Raw genomic sequence first — 16,675 nt, forward strand, 5'->3', positions numbered from 1 at the left:
TCACGCCCTGCGGTCCGGCACCCCGGCGTAGTCCGGCAGCTCGACACCGTTCAGCGCGCGGTCGACCAGCGCCATGAACGCGTCCATGTCGGGCTCCGGACCCGGCTCGGCGTCCGGGTCGGGCACGGCGAGGCTCGCCACGTGCATCCGGCCGACCTCCTGGCTCGCCTCGACCATCGGGCGCATCCGCGCCTCGTAGGCGGCGAACCCCTTCTCCGGGTCCCACCCGGCGGCCGCGAGCTCCCCCGCCAGCACGTAGGCGCCCACCAGGGCGAGGCCGGTGCCCTGGCCCGACATCGGTGACGGGCTGAACGCGGCGTCGCCGATCAGCGCCACCCGTCCGTCCGACCAGCGGTCCATCACGACCTGGGCGACCTGGTCGAGGTAGAAGTCCGGGGCGTCGTCCGCGTGGGCGAGGATCCGCGGGGCCAGCCAGCCGAGACCCGCGGCGTGCTCGCGGAGCAGGCACTTCTGGGCCTCGACGTCGCGGTGGTCGATGTCGAAGCCGGTGGCGGGGAACGAGAACATCGCCATCGCCTGCGTGGCGTCCCGGAGTGGCCGCAGGCCCGCGGAGCGGCCGGTCGCGGCGTCCTTGTGGTCGATCATCCAGCGGTCGATCCCGAACTCGTTGGGCACGGTGAAGAACGCCAGCACGAGCCCGAGGTGGTGCAGGTACCGCTCGCGCGGCCCGAAGACCATCGCGCGCAGCGACGAGTGCAGCCCGTCAGCCCCGATGACGAGGTCGAAGCGCCTGCTGCCGCCGCTCGCGAAGGTCACGTCGACCCCGTCCGCGTCCTGGACGAGCCCGGCGATCCGGTCGGCGAACACGTACTCGACGCCGTCGCGGGTGTCGTCGTGCAGCAACCGGGACAGGTCTCCGCGCAGGATCTCGATGTCCGCGATGTAGCCGTCACCGCCGTCGTCCTCGGCGCGGAAGGTCTCCACGACGTTCCCGTCGGCGTCCACGTTGTGAGCGCCCGCGGTGTCGGTGCAGGCCGCGCGCACCTCCGCGTCGAGGCCCATCCGCGCGATGACCTCCTTGGTCACGCCGCGCGCGTCCACCGCCTGACCTCCTGGACGCAGGCCGGGCGCCCGTTCCACGACGGTCACCTCGGCTCCCCGCCTGTGCAACCAGTGCGCGAGCGCGGGTCCCGCGATGCTCGCCCCTGCCACCAACACCCTGACACCGCTCACCGCGGCCTCCGATCGCCCGTTCCAGGAAGGTCCGAAGTGTACGGAGATTCGGGCCACGCGCGACCGCTTTCGCTTGCACGGCAAGCACATACCGGCAGAATTCGGTCAGTCCGGGATGATCCCCGACTCGTGGGCGATGATCGCGGCCTGCACGCGGTTCCTCACGCCCAGCTGCCGGAAGATCGTGCTCACGTACACCTTCACGGTGCCCTCGACGACGTGGAGGCGTGCCGCGATCTCGGCGTTGGACAGGCCGGCGCCGACCAGGCCGAGGACCTCGCGTTCGCGTGCGGTCAGGACCTCGATCCGTTGCGTCGCAAGCGGTCGTGGATGGGCGCGGGAGAGCTGGTCGACGACCCGCTTGGCCACCAGCGGGGACAGGAACGCGCCGCCGCCCGCGACCGCGCGGACGCCGGAGATGATCTCCTGCGGGTCCCCGGTCTTCAGCACGAACCCGGCCGCGCCCTCCCCCAGGGCGCGGCTGATGTACGAGTCGTCCGCGAACGTCGTCAGCACCAGCGTCTTCGTGCCCGAATGGCACTCGCGGATCACCTTGGCCGCGTCCAGGCCGTCGAACACGGGCATGCGGATGTCGAGCACGGCCACGTCGGGCCGGTACCGGGCGACGAGGTCGATCGCCGCGCTGCCGTTCTCCGCCTCCGCGACCACCTCGACGTCCCCCGCGGTCGCGAGGACGGCCTTCACGCCGAACCTGACCACCGGTTCGTCGTCCGCGAGCACGACCCTGATCAACCGCTCCTCCTGGCGAGCCACTGCTTGGACACGAGCCGATCATCCCGGAAGCACAGCTGGTGCAGGTCGTGGCGGTCGCCGTCGAACGGGTTGGGGTGCGTGCTGTAGTAGCGGCACTCGGTGCCGGGCGGCGCGGTGACGCCGAGCGGGTTGTCGACGCGGGTGCGCCACGGCAAGTCGAGGGCGTCCTCGTCTTGCCCGATTTCCGCCCGTTCGAACTGCTGCGGCGTCAGCACCGATGTCACCGCGTCGAACACCATGTAGCCCGGCACGCCGATCGCGATTCCGGCGCACACGACCGATGTGATCAGCACGGTCCGGCGCGCGCTCTTGCGGATCTCCTCCTCCGTGCGCTCGCGACGCACGTGCGTCGGGGTCGTCCGGGCGCGCGGGCGTTCCGGCAGCTTCGCCCTGACCTCGAACCCGCCGTCGTCGCTCGGCGCCGCCTCGAACCAGCCGCCGACGAGCGCGACGCGTTCGGCGAGCCCCACCAGGCCCTTGCCGCTGCCGACCGCCTGGGTCCGCGGCGCCGGGCCGTTCGTGATCCGCAGTTCGAGGTTCGCGGTGAGGGTGACGGTGACCTTCGCGCCGGGCGCGTGCTTGATCACGTTGGTCAGCGCCTCGGCGGTCACCCTGTGCACGGTCCGCGCGATGATCCCGTCGATCGCGGTCCTGCGGTGGTTCGCGAGCTCGACGTCGAGCCCGCTCCTCGCGACGACCTCCTCGATCGTCGCGACGGGCTCGTCCTCGTCGGCCCGCAGCACCTGCATGACGTCGGCGAGCCGTTCCGCGGCGGCCGTGACGCTGGCACGGGCGGTCTTGGCGGCCTCGCGTTGCTGCGCGGTGAGGGTCGGTTCCAGTTCGAGGGCGCCGACGAGGAGTGCGGCCCGCGCGAGTTCGTGGCCGACGAGGTCGTGCATCTCGCCGGCGAGCCGGGCGCGTTCGGCGTTGCGGGCGTTGTCGACGCTGCGCTCCAGCAGGGCCGCGTGCTCCCAGCCGACCTCCCGCAGTTCCGCGAACCGGCGCCGGAACCGGCCGAACGCCCACGGCACCACGCCGAGCACGCCGACGCCGGAGGTGACGGCGAGCGCGGTGTCGGAACCACCGCGCTCGGTCAGGGCGACGACGACACCGGCGAACTCGGCCAGGGTCAGCGCGATCGCGGTCGGCCTCGGGTCGGCGGCGTGCCGTCCGGCGAGGAAGCTGAGCAGTGCCAGTGCGGGAGCGAGCGCCACCACCCGGACGTCGAACTCGACGGTGACGAGGTAGCAGACGATCCACGTCCCGAGCCCGGTCCCCAGGGCGACCGCGGGCCGGGTGCGCACGAACGCGAACGCCACCGCGAACAGGACCAGGTAGAGCAGTACCTCCCACACGGCGGCAATCATCGCAGCCGCTGCATCACCACGGTCGGCGCGTCCGCCTCCTCGCGCCTCACCGGCATCTTCTTCTTCAGCAGCAACGCGATCCCCCACGACACCAACGCTCCGAGCGCCAGCCCGGCCATGACGTCGTGTACATAGTGGACACCCACGACGACACGCGAGGCCGCCGCCGCGATCGCGCACACCACGGCGATCCAGCCGTAGGTCCGGTGCAGCAGGAAGATCGCCATCGCCGAGGCGCCCGCGATCGTGGAGTGGTTGCTGGGGAACGACCAGTCACCGGGCGCAGGGCACTCCGCGATCGACGGCGCGGTGCGGCAAGGCCGTTCCTCCTGCACGACCAGCTTGACGACCTCGCTGACCGCGTAGGCCACCACGACACCGGCTCCCGCGAGGAACGCGCGGAGCTTGTACTGCAACCACAACAACAAGAACATCAACGCGAACACACCGAGCACCGCGTCGGTGCCCACAGTCAGCCAAGTCACCCAGCCGAAACTACGAAGGTCCTCTCGCGCGCGCCTCTGCCCATCGGAACCGGTTGCCCCTAACTTTCGACAGGGTCCCGGTCAGGCGGGCCCGGTGACCGACTGGCTCGCCATCCGGAGGACCAGGTCGTGGTAGCCCTCGGGGTTGTCGGCGCCGGACCGGCCGTCGACCAGGTCGCTCCCAGGCCGAGGGCTCGCAGCATGCGACGAGTCTGGCAGCACCCGGTCGTGAAGTTTGTGCGTTCGGATCAGCGGCAACCACGAAGCATGAGCGAACACCAGTTCACGACGCCCGAAGGCGGCGGCGAGCCCGTCGACCAGGAGCCGGACGCGGTCGCGCTGGACGTCGAGGGCGAGCACGTCACCGCCCCTGAGGAGACCGCGATGCACATCGAGGAGACGGAGGAGGGCGGCGGCCGCGTCGACCGCCCGGACGACGGCTACCTCGACAGTTGAGCAGCGCTCAAGGGGACCACTTCAGGATGATTCACGCACAGTGACCCCAGGTCAGCGCGCGATCGCTCGAACGTCGGTGGAGTTTCGCTGGAGCGGCCGTTCCTCTAGGACACAAGCTGACCGCAAGTGGTCATACAGTCCTTCGTGTCGGGACAAACGAGCGAAGGACAGGACCAATGACCACCACCGAGACCCTCACCGGCGACCGCGCGGACCTCCTCGAGGCCCTGCAGCAGCACCGCTGGTTCCTGATGTTCACCGCGCAGGGTCTGAGCGACGAGCAGGCGGCCTCGACGCCGACGGTCAGTGCTCTGAGCGTCGGCGGCCTGATCAAGCACGTGACGTCGGTCGAGGCGAACTGGATCAGGTTCATCGAGGAGGGCACCTCGGCCATGGAGGCCGACCCCGGCTCCGAGGCCTACGACAGCCACGAGGCGAACTTCAAGATGGCGCCGGGCGAGACGCTGGAGGGCCTGCTCGCGCGCTACCAGGAGGTCGCGGCCCACACCGACGAGCTGATCAAGACCGTCGACATGGACCTGTCGCACCCGCTGCCGGCCGCGCCGTGGTTCCCCGAGGGCAAGTCGTGGTCGGCGCGGCGCGTGTTCGCGCACATCGTCGCGGAGACCTCGCAGCACGCGGGCCACGCGGACATCATCCGCGAGACGATCGACGGCCAGAAGACGATGGGCTGAGCGGTCGTTCGTTCGCCCAGTTAGACCTTCGGCGGGCTGAAGGCCGAGAGGAACTGGTCCCGGAAGTCGCTCATCCGCGACACCGGGGCCGACCCTCCCGGCTTGATCCCGTCGTCCCACTTCCACGAGTCGGTCCCGGCCACCACGGCCGGGTCCTTGGCGACGATGGTGATCGGCACGTCCCGGGAGGCCCCCTCGCCGGTCACCATCTGCGCCGGCTGGTGGTCGCCGAGGAACACCATCACCAGGTTCTCGTCGCCGTAGCGCTCCAGGTACGAGATGACGGACTCCAACGAGTACGAGATCGAGTGCGCGTAGTCGGCGCGCACGGCACCGGGGTCGCGGCCGAAGATGGACTCCGGCGGGTCGTTCGATGCGGGCATCGTCGAGTAGATGGAGCCGTCGCCCAGCTTCTCCCAGTCGACGGAGTCCGGCGTCGGTGACCACGGCGCGTGCGAGGACACCATCGGAATCGCCGCCATCACCGGGCCGTGCTGCTTCGCGCGTTCGTTGCGTTGGAACGACTCCAAGGTGAACTGGTCCGGCGTCGTGGCGTAGCCGAAGCGCGGGCCGGAGTACCCGAGGTCCTGGGCGGCGTAGATCTCGTCGTAGTGGAAGAAGTCGCCCTCCGGCCACGCCTGCGTGATGCCGGGGACGACGCCGACCGAACGCCACGACGACTCGCGGAACGCGCGCGGCAGCGTCAGGCGGTCGGAGGCCACCAGGTTGCGGTAGCGCTGCTGGTTGTCGATCCACAGCCCGGACAGCAGCGTCGCCTGCGCCATCCAGCTGCCACCGCCCGCGGTCGGCGAGGTCAGGTAGGCCGAACGGGCCGTGTACCCCGCCGCCTTCAGACGATCGTCGCCCTGCGCCAGTTTCGCGGCCACGTCCGGCATGTCGAGCGCCGACTTGCCGTAGCTCTCCACGAACGTGAACACGACGTCCTTGCCCTGCAACGAGGACAGCAGGTCCGAGCGGCCGCGGAACGCGTCGACCGAGGCCTCCGCCGCGAACACCTCGCGGTCGTTCAGGCCCGCCTGCACGCGCCGCGCGTGGTCGACCAGCGACGTGGCGGCGGCGTCGGAGTAGACCGGAACGCCGGGCACCGCAAGCGAAACGCACGCGACGGCCAGCACCGCCACCGCGCGGATCGCCACGGGACGGCGGCCGGCGGCCACGGAACCCAGGCGCAGCACGGAAACAGCCGCGACCCACACGATGCCGACGACCAGCGCCACGGCCAGACCGACGGCCAGCACCGAGGCGAAGCGGCCGAAGGTCACGTCGACGAAGTCGAGGGCGGGCACCAGCAACGGCCAGTCCAGCACGAGGTCGAACGGCCGGTACAGCACCATGTCGAAGCCGATGTCCATGATCTTCACGACCGTGAACAGGCCCAGCGCGATCCCGCCGGCGATCGCGGCGGGCCTGCGGAACCGGTCCGGCAGCAGCACGAGCACCATCACGCCGATGAGGCCTTCGAGCGGCACCCGCAGGAACGCTTCGAACGTGAACTTCTCGAGGTCGCTCGGTGCGATGAGCACGAACAACACGAACAGTCCCGCCAGGACCGTCATCGTCCGCCGCAGCAACGTCTTCACCGAGCACCCCTTTCCCGAACCCTACGAGGTAAACGCGGCGCGGCACGCCACCGGTTCAACTCCTCTACGATCGGCCTCGTGACCCGCCCGCACGTTCTGCTGAGCGTCGCCGTCAGCCTCGACGGCCACATCGACGACCGCGGCACCGAGAGGTTCCCGCTTTCCAACGCCGAGGACTTCGACCACGTCGACAGGATGCGCGCGGAGTCCGACGCGATTCTCGCCGGAGCCGAGACGTTGCGCCGCGACAACGCGCGACTGCTCGTCTACAGCGACGAGCGGCGCGCGCGGAGAATCGCTGACGGAAAACCGGAGTTCCCCTTGCGCGTCACCGTCACCAGGAGCGGCGAACTGGACCCCGACCTGCGGTTCTTCCACTGCGGCGGCGAGCGGCTGGTCTACACGAGGAGCGCCGGGACCACCGTCGAGCACCTGGCCGAAACGAAGACCTTCAGCGATTTCGCGGAGATCCTCGACGACCTCGGCGCGCGGGGCGTGAGAAAGCTCATGGTCGAAGGCGGCACGAGCATTCACACGGCGTTCCTCGAAGCCGGACTGGCCGACGAGATCCGGGTGGCGGTGGCACCTATGCTGATCGGACAGGCGACGGCCCCGCGTTTCGTGAATCCCGCGGAATTCCCCGGTGGACCGGCACGCCGTTTCCACCTGGAGGACGTCACGAAAGTCGGGGACGTCGCGGTGCTGCGCTACTTCCCGAAAGTCACTTCCGAACGAGCTTGAGCGCCCCGAAGATCTGCTCGCGGCGGTAGACCGCGATCACCAGCGCCCACACCACGAACATCAACGGCATCCACGCGCCCTTGAAGCCGCCGTTGGTGACGAGGAACAGCTCGGTCAGCGCGGCGCCGGCCATGATGCCCGCCAGCGCGAGGGCCGCGAGACCGCAGATGCGCGGGATGAGCAGGCCGATCGCGGTCGCGATCTCCAGCACACCGGTGAAGTACCGGAACCACTGGCCGAAGCCGATGTCGTCGAACTTCGCGACGAACTGGTCGGTGAACAGCGCGTAGCCGTTCATGAAGAACTGCACGGCGAGCGCGATCTGCAGGATCCAGACGACGACGTTGCCGACCTTCGCCGCGGTGGAGGTCTGCTCAGGCATGGCGGGATTCTCCCACCGCGACGGCGCTGTTGTTCCACAGCCAGAGCACATCGCGACCGAACGACCACACCAGCGACACCAGCGCGAGACCGACGAGCACCTCGGCGAACGGCAGCAGGCCCGACGCGGCCACGACGAGGAAGATCCCCTGCACCGCGGCCACGACCTTGCGCGCGTAGCTGGCAGGCAGCGGCGCGTTCATCCAGCGCAGGCGCCACGAGGCGGCGACGAACACGTACCGCATGAGCCCGATCGCGAGCACCCACGGACCCATGTGCACCGCCACGTAGGCGCTGAGCACCAGGATCAGGAACGCGTCGACCTCCATGTCGAACCGCGCGCCCAATTCGGTCGACGTGCCGGTGCGGCGCGCCACCTGGCCGTCCACCCAGTCGAGCGACAACGCGACGGCCGCCAGCGTCACGACCAGCGCGACCGGGACGTCCTGACCCGCGCGGTCCGCCACCAGCGCGGTCACCGCGCCGACCATCAGGCCGCGGGCCAGCGTGACGCGGTCAGCGGGGCCTAACGCGGCGATGCGGTGCCGTTGCATGCCGTAGCCGAGGAACGCCCACGTGGCGAAGCCGTAGGCCAGCCCGGCGGCCCAGCCCAGCGGACCGAGCCCGGCGGTGGCACCGACCACGGCCAGCGCGACGACCTGGAAACCGGCCCAGATGGCAGGCTCCCGCAGGACGGGCGCGGTCCTGGTGTGCTGAAGTGTGATCATCAGGTGCCCCTAACGAACTTCGTGCGGCGGAGGTGTTGTGAGTGACACGTACGGCGAGTGCCTTTTGGCTCAATGAATCCGGAAAAGGAGAGGTTCGGCAGGTCGCACTGGCCGAGCCCGGTCCGGGTGAGGTCGAGGTGCGCACGCTGTTCTCGGGCGTGAGCCGGGGCACGGAGACCCTGGTCTTCCGCGGCGGTGTCCCGGAGAACCAGTACGCGGTGATGAGGGCTCCCTTCCAGGAGGGCGACTTCCCGTGGCCGGTCAAGTACGGGTACCTCAACGTGGGCGTCGTCGAACACGGGCCCGCACACCTGCGCGGGCGCGCGGTGTTCTGCCTCTATCCACATCAGACCCGTTACGTGGTGCCGGAAAGCTCGGTCACGCCCGTGCCGGAGGCGGTGCCGGCTGCTCGCGCCGTGCTCGCGGGCACCGTGGAGACCGCGGTCAACGCCGTGTGGGACGCGCGTCCGCTGGTCGGCGACCGGATCGCGGTGGTCGGCGGCGGCATGGTCGGGTCGAGCATCGCCGCGGTGCTGGCGACGTTCCCCGGCGCTCGGGTGGAGCTCGTGGACGCGGATCCGGCACGGGAGGAGATCGCCCGCAGGCTCGGGGTCGGGTTCGCCCTGCCGGACGACGCCCTCGACGGCTGCGACCTGGTGTTCCACGCGAGTGCGACCGAACCCGGCCTCACCACCGCGCTGAACCTGCTCGCGCCGGAAGGCCGGGTGATCGAACTGAGCTGGTACGGCGACAGGAAGATCTCGGTTCCGCTCGGCGAGTTCTTCCACTCGCGCCGGCTCACGATCCGCAGCAGCCAGGTCGGCGCTGTCGGCCGCCCGGACCGCACCTACGCCGAACGCATGGCCGTCGCGCTGGACCTGCTGGCCGACGCCAGGTTCGACGCGCTGATCACGGGCCACAGCGCGTTCGAGGAGCTCCCGGACGTCATGCCGCGACTGGCCGACGGCACGATTCCTGCGCTGTGCCACCGGATTGACTACGGTCAGGCCCATGTTCCCGAGTGACACCACGGTCGACGTCCGGGGTAAGGGCGTGGCCGTGCTCCCGGTCGGCAGCACCGAGCAGCACGGCCCGCACCTGCCGCTCGCCACGGACTCGGTGATCGCGTGGACCATCGCGTCGGAGATCGCCGCGAGGTACCCCGAGGTGCGACTGCTGCCGCCGATCCAGTTCTCGTGCTCGCAGGAGCACGCCGACTGGCCGGGGACCGTCAGCATCTCCGCGCGCACGTTGATCTCAGTGGTCGAGGACATCGCGGAGTCCTTGCGGCGCAACGGTGTCACGCACGTCGTGCTGGTCAACGGCCACGGCGGCAACTACGTGCTGTCGAACGTCGTGCAGGAGGGTGAAGGGCTGGCCCTGTTCCCCGGACGGGACGACTGGGCGTTCGCGCGGGAGAAGGCGGGGATCGAGACCTCGGCCTACAGCGACATGCACGCCGGCGAGCTGGAGACCTCGATCCTGCTGCACGCGCACCCCGATCTGATCCGTCCCGGCTACGAAACCTCTGACCACCTGGCGGAGGACCGGCGGCACATGCTCACCCTGGGTCTGGCGCCGTACACCGGGTCCGGTGTCGTCGGGCGTCCGTCCCTCGCGTCAGCGCGCAAGGGCGAGCTCCTGCTCGCGGGTCTGGCCGACTCGTTCCGCCACTACCTCGACCTGTTCGGTCCTCGGACGGCGTGACAGGAACAGCACGACCGCGCCGGGCAGGGCGGCGACGAGCGCCAGCACGCCGTAGACGATGCCCGTGGTGAAGCCCTGCGCGGCGCCCAGACCGGCGGCACCGAACGCCACCGCGAGGAACGCCTCGCGCGGGCCGAACCCACCGATGTTGACCGGGATCGCCATGATCAACAGCGCCAGCACGACGACCGGCGCGAGCTGGGTGGTCGTGGCGTCCGACCCGGCGGCGCGGGCGGCCACCAGGAACAGCGCGACGTAGCCCGCGACCGCGGCGGCCGACAGCCCGAGGACCGCGGGCCAGGTCCTGAAAGACAGCAGCCTGATGCCGTCCGCGAGGGTGTCGACCAGCGCCCTGCGCACCGGCCGGATGTGCCAGCCGACGGCCACCAGAGCGGCCAGACCGGCGAGGACGAGCGCGACGGTGGTGCCGTCGGGTGCGAGGTCGAGGCCGGGCGCGGGGTGCGTGAGCAGCACCGCGAGCCCGATCCCGATGAGCACGACCTGGCCGGCGGTGCGCTCGAAGAACACGGCGCGCACGCCCCGTCCGACGTCGCCCGACTCCCGGCCGTGGTTGACCGCGCGGTGCACGTCACCGAGCACGCCGGCGGGCAGCACGGCGTTGACGAGCTGGGCGCGGTAGTAGTCGCTGACGGCGGTCTTCAACGTCAGCGGCAGGCCGAGGCGGCGCGCGACGAGGACCCAGCGCCCCGCGCTGAGCACCGTCGTCACGAGCCCGATCGCCAGCGCGGCGGCCACGGAGAACGCGTCGATCGCGCGCAGTCCGTCGAGGAAGGCACCGGTGCCCAGGCGCACGCCCAGGGCCACCAGGATGCCCACCGCCAGCAGCAGTCGGAGCCACGGCCAGAACTTCTTCATCTCACACAGCTCCCGGTAGTGCCAGCAGGTCGACGTGGTGGACCACCGCGGAGGCCGTTGACCTGCGACGCAGGTACTCGGGTGCCTCGGCGGCGAGTGCGGGTTCCTGCTCCACCGCTGCCTCGACCCAGCCCTTCAGCCATTCCTGCTGCAGGGCGTCGCCGTTCATGCGCCAGGGGCTCTGAGCCGTTCGAACCGAGGCGCCGGCCGCCGCGAACGCCTCTTCGGCGGCGGCGGGGGCGTCCGGCCCGAGGAGACGGCGCCCGTCCACGACGCGACGCTGGTGGGCGTTGAACGCGTCCTGGAAGGCGGCGTCGAGCGGCTCGGCCGGATCCAGTTCGATCCGGCCTGCCACCGAGAGCGTGAACAGTGCGGGCACATGAGCTTCTACGCAGGCCATGGCCAGTTCGTTCATCTCTTCGGCGGTGAGCAGGTCGAGCAACGCGGAGCACGTGACGAGGTCGGCGCCCGCGAGGTCGGCGGCTTCGAGGGACGTGAGGTCGCCCTCACGCGTCTCGACGGTGACGTTCTCGAAGGCGCTCATGCCGGCCTCCGCCAGCCCGAGCAGCCGGGGGTCGCGGTCGTGCAGCACCCAGTGCTGCACGCCGCCGAGCCTGCCGGCGAGCCATCGTCCCATCGATCCCGTTCCACACCCGAGGTCACGGATGGTCAGGGGGGTTCGGTTCACCAGAGTTTCGCGGAGGGTGTCCACGAGCTCGGTCGAGCGCGCCCGTGCGTCGGCGTTTTCCCGCAGTGCCAGCCATTCCGGGGAGAAGGTCATGGCCGGAGCGTAGCCAGCACCCTCCGCAGGTCCTCTGTGGATTCGTCCCAAGTGGACAGAACGGCCCGTCGCGCGAGTGCTTTCGCGCGGAGCTCCGACCGGAAATCTTGATCTTGGAACCAGCGCGTCAGTGCAGCTTCCAATGCATTTTCGTCCCCGGCGGGAAGGAGCAGTCCGCCGTCGCCGAGCGCGTCCGGGACGGCACTCGCGATGACCGGCAGACCGTGCGCGAGGGCCTCGGTGACGACCATGCCGTAGGTCTCGGCGCGGGAGGCCAGGACGAAGAGGTCCGCACCCGCATACGCGCTGGTCAGGGCCTCGCCGGCGAGGGGGCCTGGGAAGCTGACGCGGTCGTCGTGCGGCAGTTCGCGCAGGAACGGCCGGTGCGGGCCCACGCACGTCAGCCGCCAGTCGCGGTCGATCCTCCGCAACGCCCTGACCAGCAGGTCGTGGCCTTTGCGGGGTGTGATGGACGCGACGCAGAGCAGGTGGTGCACGCCGTCCGTGCCGTGCGCGAGCGGCGCCGGATCGGTGCCCGGGACGACCACGTGGACGTGGTCGAGCCCGTGCCGCGTCCTGATGTCCCGCGCGGCCGTCGGGCTGGTCGCGACGACGGCGCTCGCGGCCCGCAGGACCTGGCCTTCCTTCTCGTTCAAGAACGCGGCGGTCGCCGGGTCGAGGCCCGTCTCGTCCGCCAGCGGCAGGTGGACGAGCACGACGATCTCCAGCCTGCGCGTGTGGGGAACGACGACTTCGGGTAGCCCGCAGCTCACGAGACCGTCGAGGAGCACGACGTCTCCGCGCGGGATGTCCGCAAGCGCTTGCTCCAACGCGGTGGGGTCGCTCGGACGCGGCCAGTCACCAGCGACGAGCACACGGTCGAGGCCCGCGCTCACACGCAGGTCGTAGACGTTGCCGCCGCTGGGACTGCCGGTGTCCCCGACGTCAGCCGGAAGGACGAAGTGCACGTTCGTAGCTCGCCCACGCCACATGCGACTCGTGGAGTGTGACGGCGATCGCATCGATCCCGTGAGCGCCCTCACCCAGGGCACCCGCGGAGATCTTGTCCGCGAGCTGGTCGGCGATGTGCTTCGCGAGCCACTCCGTGGACGTGTTGATGCCCGCGAACTGCGGTTCTTCGTCCAGGTTGCGGTAGTTGAACTCCGCCAGGACGCCGTTCAGCTCCTGGGTCGCGAGTCCGATGTCGACGACGATGTTGTCCGAATCGAGCTCAGCCCGTTTGAACGTTGCGTCCACCAGGAACGTTGCTCCATGCAGACGTTGCGCTGGACCGAAGACCTCGCCGCGGAAACTGTGGGCGATCATCACGTGATCGCGGACGGTGATGCTGAACAGGATGACCTCCGCTGTGCGGTTGGGTTACGGTGCGACCTCCATCCGAGCGTAGCTGCACGTTCGGAAGGCGCCTGGCGACAAGGGGACCGGAGATGTTCGAGCAGGCCTTCAACGACGAAGACGTGGCGGAGTCCGATCTGGTGACACGGCGTGGCACCTTCCGCGCAGTCGCGTTCCGCGCGGACGGCCACGAACACATGGCTCTCGTGCACGGCAAGACGAAGCTGCGCGAGAACGTGCTGGTGCGCATCCACTCCGAGTGCATGACCGGCGACATCTTCGGGGCCATGCGCTGCGAGTGCGGGGAACAGCTCGACGCCGCGCTGAACACGATCGTGCGCGAGGGCAGCGGCATCCTCGTCTACCTGCGCGGCCACGAGGGCCGCGGAATCGGGCTGGTGGACAAGATCCGCACGCACGTGCTGCAGGACGAGGGACTGGACACGTTGGACTCCGCCACGTCGCTCGGGCTCCCCGTCGACGTGCGCGACTACACCCCGGCGGCGCGCGTGCTCAAGCACCTGCGCGTGCAGTCCGTGCGGCTGATGTCGAACAACCCGGACAAGATCGCGGCGCTGGAGTCCCACGGGATCCCGGTCACCGCGCGGGTGCCGTCGCTGATGAAGCCCAACCAGCACAACATCGCGTACCTGACCGCGAAGCGCGACCGGCTCGGGCACGACCTGCCCCAGGTGGAGGGGTTCACGACGCTGCCGCACGCCCGCTGACCGTTGCTTTCCCAGCAGGTGGGGCGCACGATGTGGCGATGCTGGCGCTGCGGGCTGCGCGCGCGTTCGACGGTGAGCGGTCGATCGCGGGTCCCGTCACGGTCGTCACCGAGGACGGGAAGATCAGGGCCGTCGAGCGCGGCCACCCCGACGTGGCGGGTGCCGAGGTCGTCGACCTCGGCACCGCGACCGTCCTGCCCGGACTGATCGACACCCACGTGCACCTGTGCGCGGACAGCGAGAACGGTGCGCTGGACCGCCTGCCCGAGTTCACCTCCGAACACTTGGACATGGTGGTCGCGGACGGTCTCGACCGGCACCTGAGGGCCGGTGTCACGACCGTCCGCGACCTGGGCGACCGCGCGTGGGCCGTGGTGGACCAGCGCGACCGGCACCGGCAGCGCGTCCTCGCCTCCGGCCCGCCCATCACGAGCCCGCGCGGTCACTGCTGGTCGATGGGCGGTGAGGCGTCCGGCGACGAGGCGCTCCGCTCGGCCGTGCGGGAACGGGCCGAGCGGCGGGTCGACGTCGTCAAGGTCATGGCCAGCGGCGGGTTCGCGACCCCCGGCACGATCGCCGACGACTGCCAGTTCACCGAGCACGAACTGCGCGTGGTGGTCGAGGAGGCCCACTCGCTCGGCCTCCCGGTGACCGCCCACGCCCACAGCCTCGCGGCCGTGCAGCGGTCCGTGGCCGCGGGCGTCGACGGCATCGAGCACTGCACGTGCCTGTCCGGCGGGGCCATGGTGGTCCCCGTCGACCTGATGGACGCGCTCGCCGAGGCCGACATCGCCGTCTGCCACACGCTCGGCTCCACGGAGACGCCGCCCCCGCACATCAGGGAGGCGTTCGAGCGCATGGGGATGAGCCTGGCGGCCAAGATCAACGCGGTCGGCCGCATGTACGACCACGGCGTGCGCGCTGTCTCCGGCACCGACGGCGGGATCGGCGCGGGCAAGGCCCACGGGATCACCGCCCACGCCCTCGGCGACATGGTCGAGGCCGGGATGCCGAACTCGGTGGTGCTGGCGAGCGCCACCAGTGGGGCGGCCAGGGCCTGCGGGGTCACCAAGGGCGCGCTGAAGCCGGGATGGGACGCGGATGTGATCGCCGTGCAAGGAGATCCCATGCGGGACATCACGGCGTTGCACCACGTGACGACCGTGGTGATCGGTGGTCAGATCGCGACGACCGTCTTGCCGGCCGACCGTCGCGAGTAGACGTGGTCGACCGCGTCCAGTGCCTCGGACAGCGGGAAGACCTTGCCCACGGCGGGTTTCACGAGGCCGGCCTCGACCAGCACGCGCAGCTCGTCGAAGATCTCGGCGCGTTCGCGCGCCACCAGCGGGACGAACCTCTGCTTGATGAACGGGTTCTGCAGGACCGAGGCCAGTGACTTCTCGAACCCGCCCGTGACCGCTCCCCCGTCCTCGGAACCGACCAGGACGATCCGGCCACCCGCGACCGTCGCCCGGCGCAGCCTGGACAACGGCCTGGCCCCGCCGCACGACAGGATCAGGTCGTACGTGCCGGTGAAGTCCGCGACCGTGTGGTCGAAGACCTCGTCGGCGCCCAATGACCGCACCAGCTCGACCTTGGTCGTGCTGCACACGCCGGTCACGTGCGCGCCCAGGGCTTTCGCGATCTGGACGCCGTACGAGCCGACACCGCCGCCCGCGCCGAGCACCAGGACCCGGTGTCCCGGCCGGACTCCGCGCAGTCCTTCCAGCGCGGTTCCTCCCGAGATCGGCACCGCGGCCGCCTCGGTGAACGAGATCCCCTCCGGTTTGCGCGCCAGCCGCGAGACCGGCGCGACGGCGTACTCGGCGAACGACCCCTCGCACGTGCCGAACACCTCGTCGCCCACCGCGAACGCGGTGACGCCCGGCCCGACCTCCTTCACGACGCCGGAGACGTCCCGTCCCGGCACCGGCGACTTCGGTCCGCGGAACCCGAACCCGAGGATCCGCACCACGTACGGCTTGCCCTCGAGCAGGTGCCAGACGCCCATGTCGACGCCCGCCGCCCGCACCTCCAGCAGAACCTCGCCCTCCCGAGGCACAGGCACAGCGAGCTCACCGAACACCGCCGATCCGTATCTTCGTTGCACGACAGCCTTCATCAGTCCTCCTCCGGGTACTGGAACACCTCGTCGAGCGACACCCCGAACGCCCGCGCGATCTTGAAAGCGACCTCCAGCGAGGGCGAGTACTTCCCCTGTTCGATGGCGATCAACGTCTGCCGCGTCACGCCGACGGCCGCGGCGAGGTCGGCCTGCTTCATCTCGCCGTGCGCGAACCGCAGCGCACGGATGGAGTTCGTGACCTTCGTCGGTTTCACAGCATTCCCCGCTGGTAGAGCGCGATCTTCGCCAGCGAGCCGAGCACCGCGGACAGCACGAAGCACAGGTAGAGCACGTTCGCGATCCAGAAGTGCGGGGCCTCGGCCATCGCCAGCGCCATCGCGGACACGCCGCCGATGACGACGAACGACTGGCCGATGTTGTCGGCGATCCGGCCGATCTCGCGGTCGCGCTCGTCGGCCTGCAGGCCGTCGTTGCGCGCGGCGATGCCGAACCAGATGCCCGACACGATGCCGGCGACGACGCCGAGCCCGATCGTCCACAGCATCGGTGTGACGTACGGCGCATTCACCAGCGGTCTGCCCGCCGCGCCATTCACCACAAGCACGACGTACAAGGCATATCCGACCACGGAGATGACCGCCAACGCCCACGCCCGCTTCTCTTCGAACGCCATGGTCCCGCTCCTGATGTCAAAGAAACCTGACATCACCAAGGTAAAG

At 70.2% G+C, this 16,675-nt stretch carries 21 protein-coding genes; 7 read left to right on the plus strand and 14 right to left on the minus strand.

Annotated elements, in window-relative coordinates:
• The 4 genes from ND450_RS26095 to ND450_RS26110 all read right to left on the minus strand — a co-directional run bounded on the left by ND450_RS26095 (window position 1) and on the right by ND450_RS26110 (window position 3,820).
• Window positions 1–1,194 (minus strand): FAD-dependent monooxygenase, encoded by a 1,194-nt coding sequence (locus tag ND450_RS26095; protein ID WP_253321269.1) that lies wholly within the window; start codon window positions 1,192–1,194, stop codon window positions 1–3.
• A gap of 105 nt (window positions 1,195–1,299) precedes the next feature.
• On the minus strand, window positions 1,300–1,947 hold the full coding sequence (locus ND450_RS26100; protein WP_253321270.1) for a response regulator transcription factor: 648 nt from the start codon (window positions 1,945–1,947) through the stop codon (window positions 1,300–1,302).
• Complete coding sequence (locus tag ND450_RS26105) at window positions 1,944–3,323, minus strand: sensor histidine kinase (protein WP_253321271.1); 1,380 nt, start codon at window positions 3,321–3,323, stop codon at window positions 1,944–1,946. The genes ND450_RS26100 and ND450_RS26105 overlap by 4 nt, the downstream gene beginning before the upstream one ends.
• 8 nt (window positions 3,324–3,331) lie before the next feature.
• Complete coding sequence (locus ND450_RS26110) at window positions 3,332–3,820, minus strand: phosphatase PAP2 family protein (protein WP_253321272.1); 489 nt, start codon at window positions 3,818–3,820, stop codon at window positions 3,332–3,334.
• 267 nt (window positions 3,821–4,087) lie between these two features.
• Here ND450_RS26110 and ND450_RS26115 point away from each other — a divergent pair, with 267 nt between their 5' ends.
• On the plus strand, window positions 4,088–4,276 hold the full coding sequence (locus tag ND450_RS26115; protein ID WP_253321273.1) for a hypothetical protein: 189 nt from the start codon (window positions 4,088–4,090) through the stop codon (window positions 4,274–4,276).
• A gap of 176 nt (window positions 4,277–4,452) precedes the next feature.
• Window positions 4,453–4,971, plus strand: a complete 519-nt coding sequence (locus tag ND450_RS26120; RefSeq protein ID WP_253321274.1) for a DinB family protein — start codon at window positions 4,453–4,455, stop codon at window positions 4,969–4,971.
• A gap of 20 nt (window positions 4,972–4,991) precedes the next feature.
• Here ND450_RS26120 and ND450_RS26125 read toward each other — a convergent pair whose 3' ends face one another.
• The gene (locus ND450_RS26125) at window positions 4,992–6,572 is read right to left on the minus strand and encodes a sulfatase (RefSeq protein WP_253321275.1); all 1,581 of its coding nucleotides are present in this window, start codon (window positions 6,570–6,572) and stop codon (window positions 4,992–4,994) included.
• A gap of 78 nt (window positions 6,573–6,650) precedes the next feature.
• Between ND450_RS26125 and ND450_RS26130 the strand changes: the two genes are divergently transcribed.
• The gene (locus ND450_RS26130; protein ID WP_253321276.1) at window positions 6,651–7,313 is read left to right on the plus strand and encodes a dihydrofolate reductase family protein; all 663 of its coding nucleotides are present in this window, start codon (window positions 6,651–6,653) and stop codon (window positions 7,311–7,313) included.
• On the opposite strand, the gene ND450_RS26135 is transcribed toward ND450_RS26130, so the two are convergent.
• Together ND450_RS26135 and ND450_RS26140 are read right to left on the minus strand one after the other, a co-directional pair.
• A complete protein-coding gene (locus ND450_RS26135) occupies window positions 7,294–7,695 on the minus strand; it encodes a DoxX family protein (protein ID WP_253321277.1) in 402 nt (133 codons plus the stop codon). The two genes, ND450_RS26130 and ND450_RS26135, sit on opposite strands and share 20 nt — an antisense overlap.
• Window positions 7,688–8,422 (minus strand): CDP-alcohol phosphatidyltransferase family protein, encoded by a 735-nt coding sequence (locus ND450_RS26140; RefSeq protein ID WP_253321278.1) that lies wholly within the window; start codon window positions 8,420–8,422, stop codon window positions 7,688–7,690. Before ND450_RS26140 ends, ND450_RS26135 begins: the two co-directional genes overlap by 8 nt.
• Before the next feature lie 41 nt (window positions 8,423–8,463).
• Between ND450_RS26140 and ND450_RS26145 the strand changes: the two genes are divergently transcribed.
• Complete coding sequence (locus ND450_RS26145) at window positions 8,464–9,447, plus strand: zinc-binding alcohol dehydrogenase (RefSeq protein WP_253321279.1); 984 nt, start codon at window positions 8,464–8,466, stop codon at window positions 9,445–9,447.
• Window positions 9,434–10,129, plus strand: a complete 696-nt coding sequence (locus ND450_RS26150; RefSeq protein ID WP_253321280.1) for a creatininase family protein — start codon at window positions 9,434–9,436, stop codon at window positions 10,127–10,129. The genes ND450_RS26145 and ND450_RS26150 overlap by 14 nt, the downstream gene beginning before the upstream one ends.
• Here the strand turns inward: ND450_RS26150 and ND450_RS26155 are convergent.
• From ND450_RS26155 to ND450_RS26170, 4 genes are read right to left on the minus strand one after another with little or no spacing between them, the layout of a single operon-like run.
• On the minus strand, window positions 10,043–11,005 hold the full coding sequence (locus ND450_RS26155; protein WP_253321281.1) for a lysylphosphatidylglycerol synthase transmembrane domain-containing protein: 963 nt from the start codon (window positions 11,003–11,005) through the stop codon (window positions 10,043–10,045). The two genes, ND450_RS26150 and ND450_RS26155, sit on opposite strands and share 87 nt — an antisense overlap.
• Before the next feature lies 1 nt (window position 11,006).
• Window positions 11,007–11,786, minus strand: coding sequence for a class I SAM-dependent methyltransferase (locus ND450_RS26160; protein ID WP_253321282.1), 780 nt, complete (start codon window positions 11,784–11,786; stop codon window positions 11,007–11,009).
• Window positions 11,783–12,778 carry a glycosyltransferase family 4 protein gene (locus ND450_RS26165; protein WP_371927414.1) on the minus strand — a complete coding sequence of 332 codons (996 nt, stop codon included), beginning with the start codon at window positions 12,776–12,778 and terminating at the stop codon, window positions 11,783–11,785. The genes ND450_RS26160 and ND450_RS26165 overlap by 4 nt, the downstream gene beginning before the upstream one ends.
• Window positions 12,732–13,142, minus strand: a complete 411-nt coding sequence (locus ND450_RS26170) for a 6-carboxytetrahydropterin synthase (protein ID WP_253327999.1) — start codon at window positions 13,140–13,142, stop codon at window positions 12,732–12,734. The genes ND450_RS26165 and ND450_RS26170 overlap by 47 nt, the downstream gene beginning before the upstream one ends.
• Window positions 13,143–13,234: 92 nt before the next feature.
• Here ND450_RS26170 and ribA point away from each other — a divergent pair, with 92 nt between their 5' ends.
• Both ribA and ND450_RS26180 read left to right on the plus strand, forming a co-directional pair.
• Window positions 13,235–13,870, plus strand: a complete 636-nt coding sequence (gene ribA, locus ND450_RS26175) for a GTP cyclohydrolase II (protein WP_089921881.1) — start codon at window positions 13,235–13,237, stop codon at window positions 13,868–13,870.
• 38 nt (window positions 13,871–13,908) lie between these two features.
• The gene (locus tag ND450_RS26180; RefSeq protein WP_253321284.1) at window positions 13,909–15,090 is read left to right on the plus strand and encodes an amidohydrolase family protein; all 1,182 of its coding nucleotides are present in this window, start codon (window positions 13,909–13,911) and stop codon (window positions 15,088–15,090) included.
• On the opposite strand, the gene ND450_RS26185 is transcribed toward ND450_RS26180, so the two are convergent.
• From ND450_RS26185 to ND450_RS26195, 3 genes are read right to left on the minus strand one after another with little or no spacing between them, the layout of a single operon-like run.
• Window positions 15,048–15,992 carry an NAD(P)-dependent alcohol dehydrogenase gene (locus tag ND450_RS26185; protein WP_253321285.1) on the minus strand — a complete coding sequence of 315 codons (945 nt, stop codon included), beginning with the start codon at window positions 15,990–15,992 and terminating at the stop codon, window positions 15,048–15,050. The genes ND450_RS26180 and ND450_RS26185 overlap by 43 nt on opposite strands.
• On the minus strand, window positions 15,992–16,153 hold the full coding sequence (locus tag ND450_RS26190; RefSeq protein WP_089922021.1) for a helix-turn-helix transcriptional regulator: 162 nt from the start codon (window positions 16,151–16,153) through the stop codon (window positions 15,992–15,994). The genes ND450_RS26185 and ND450_RS26190 overlap by 1 nt, the downstream gene beginning before the upstream one ends.
• A gap of 53 nt (window positions 16,154–16,206) precedes the next feature.
• Window positions 16,207–16,629 (minus strand): hypothetical protein, encoded by a 423-nt coding sequence (locus ND450_RS26195; RefSeq protein WP_253321286.1) that lies wholly within the window; start codon window positions 16,627–16,629, stop codon window positions 16,207–16,209.
• Window positions 16,630–16,675 lie beyond the last annotated feature (46 nt).

The organism is Lentzea sp. HUAS12 (assembly GCF_024125735.1).
Lineage (GTDB): Bacteria > Actinomycetota > Actinomycetes > Mycobacteriales > Pseudonocardiaceae > Lentzea > Lentzea albida.

What these genes read in the sequence shown, in the direction of transcription:
- ND450_RS26115 (WP_253321273.1), top strand. Translation starts at nt 4,088, where the DNA reads ATGAGCGAACACCAGTTCACGACGCCCGAAGGCGGCGGCGAGCCCGTC.
- ND450_RS26120 (WP_253321274.1), top strand. Translation starts at nt 4,453, where the DNA reads ATGACCACCACCGAGACCCTCACCGGCGACCGCGCGGACCTCCTCGAG.
- ND450_RS26135 (WP_253321277.1), bottom strand. Translation starts at nt 7,695, where the DNA reads ATGCCTGAGCAGACCTCCACCGCGGCGAAGGTCGGCAACGTCGTCGTC.
- ND450_RS26140 (WP_253321278.1), bottom strand. Translation starts at nt 8,422, where the DNA reads ATGATCACACTTCAGCACACCAGGACCGCGCCCGTCCTGCGGGAGCCT.
- ND450_RS26150 (WP_253321280.1), top strand. Translation starts at nt 9,434, where the DNA reads ATGTTCCCGAGTGACACCACGGTCGACGTCCGGGGTAAGGGCGTGGCC.
- ND450_RS26155 (WP_253321281.1), bottom strand. Translation starts at nt 11,005, where the DNA reads ATGAAGAAGTTCTGGCCGTGGCTCCGACTGCTGCTGGCGGTGGGCATC.
- ND450_RS26160 (WP_253321282.1), bottom strand. Translation starts at nt 11,786, where the DNA reads ATGACCTTCTCCCCGGAATGGCTGGCACTGCGGGAAAACGCCGACGCA.
- ND450_RS26165 (WP_371927414.1), bottom strand. Translation starts at nt 12,778, where the DNA reads ATGTGGCGTGGGCGAGCTACGAACGTGCACTTCGTCCTTCCGGCTGAC.
- ribA (WP_089921881.1), top strand. Translation starts at nt 13,235, where the DNA reads ATGTTCGAGCAGGCCTTCAACGACGAAGACGTGGCGGAGTCCGATCTG.
- ND450_RS26180 (WP_253321284.1), top strand. Translation starts at nt 13,909, where the DNA reads ATGCTGGCGCTGCGGGCTGCGCGCGCGTTCGACGGTGAGCGGTCGATC.
- ND450_RS26185 (WP_253321285.1), bottom strand. Translation starts at nt 15,992, where the DNA reads ATGAAGGCTGTCGTGCAACGAAGATACGGATCGGCGGTGTTCGGTGAG.
- ND450_RS26190 (WP_089922021.1), bottom strand. Translation starts at nt 16,153, where the DNA reads ATGAAGCAGGCCGACCTCGCCGCGGCCGTCGGCGTGACGCGGCAGACG.
- ND450_RS26195 (WP_253321286.1), bottom strand. Translation starts at nt 16,629, where the DNA reads ATGGCGTTCGAAGAGAAGCGGGCGTGGGCGTTGGCGGTCATCTCCGTG.